Below are 750 nucleotides of genomic sequence, written 5' to 3'. Positions count from 1 at the left end.
CTTCTGGTGACTTCATTGCACTCAAACCTTTAACTGTTGCGCGAACAACGTTAACTGGGTTTGTAGAGCCGTAGCACTTAGCAAGTACGTTTTGAATCCCTGCGACTTCTAGCACTGCGCGCATTGCGCCGCCAGCGATGATACCAGTACCATCTGAAGCAGGCTGCATATAGACCTTAGAGCCACTATGCTTTGCAGTTACAGGATATTGCAAGGTTGTACCGCTAAGAGGTACGTCAACCATATTCTTGCGAGCTGCATCCATTGCTTTTTGAATAGCGATTGGAACTTCACGCGCTTTACCACGACCGAAACCTACACGACCTGCACCATCACCAACAACAGTTAGTGCTGTGAAACCGAAGATTCGACCACCTTTAACAACTTTTGCTACACGGTTAACTTGTACAAGTTTTTCCTGTAGCTCTGGACCGTTTTTGTCTTCTACGCTCATCGTAATGCCCCTTAGAACTCTAATCCGGCTTCACGCGCAGCGTCAGCCAATGCCTTTACACGACCGTGATATTTAAAACCAGCACGATCAAATGCTACTCTTGAAACACCAGCTGTCTTTGCTCGCTCAGCGATCAAAGCACCAACTTTAGTAGCCGCGTCAATGTTACCTGTACCTTCGCCGCGAAGATCTTTATCCAGAGTAGAAGCAGAGGCTAAAACCTTGTTTCCTTCACCTGAAATAATCTGTGCGTAGATATGCTTAGGTGTACGATGAACTGTAAGTCGGGTCTCACC

2 protein-coding genes are annotated in these 750 nt (G+C 46.9%); both read right to left on the bottom strand.

Annotation, left to right across the window (positions count from 1 at the left end):
* A partial coding sequence (gene rpsE, locus A3756_RS00735; RefSeq protein ID WP_068552645.1) for a 30S ribosomal protein S5 occupies window positions 1-454 on the bottom strand: 454 nt, incomplete at its 3' end.
* An 11-nt stretch (window positions 455-465) separates the two neighbouring features.
* Window positions 466-750 (bottom strand): 50S ribosomal protein L18 (gene rplR / locus A3756_RS00730; RefSeq protein ID WP_068552643.1); only part of this gene is annotated, 285 nt, incomplete at its 5' end.

It is taken from the genome of Oleiphilus sp. HI0086 (assembly GCF_001635225.1).
Note: the sequence above shows the minus strand (reverse complement) of the source record. Positions and strands in the feature narration are given on the sequence as shown.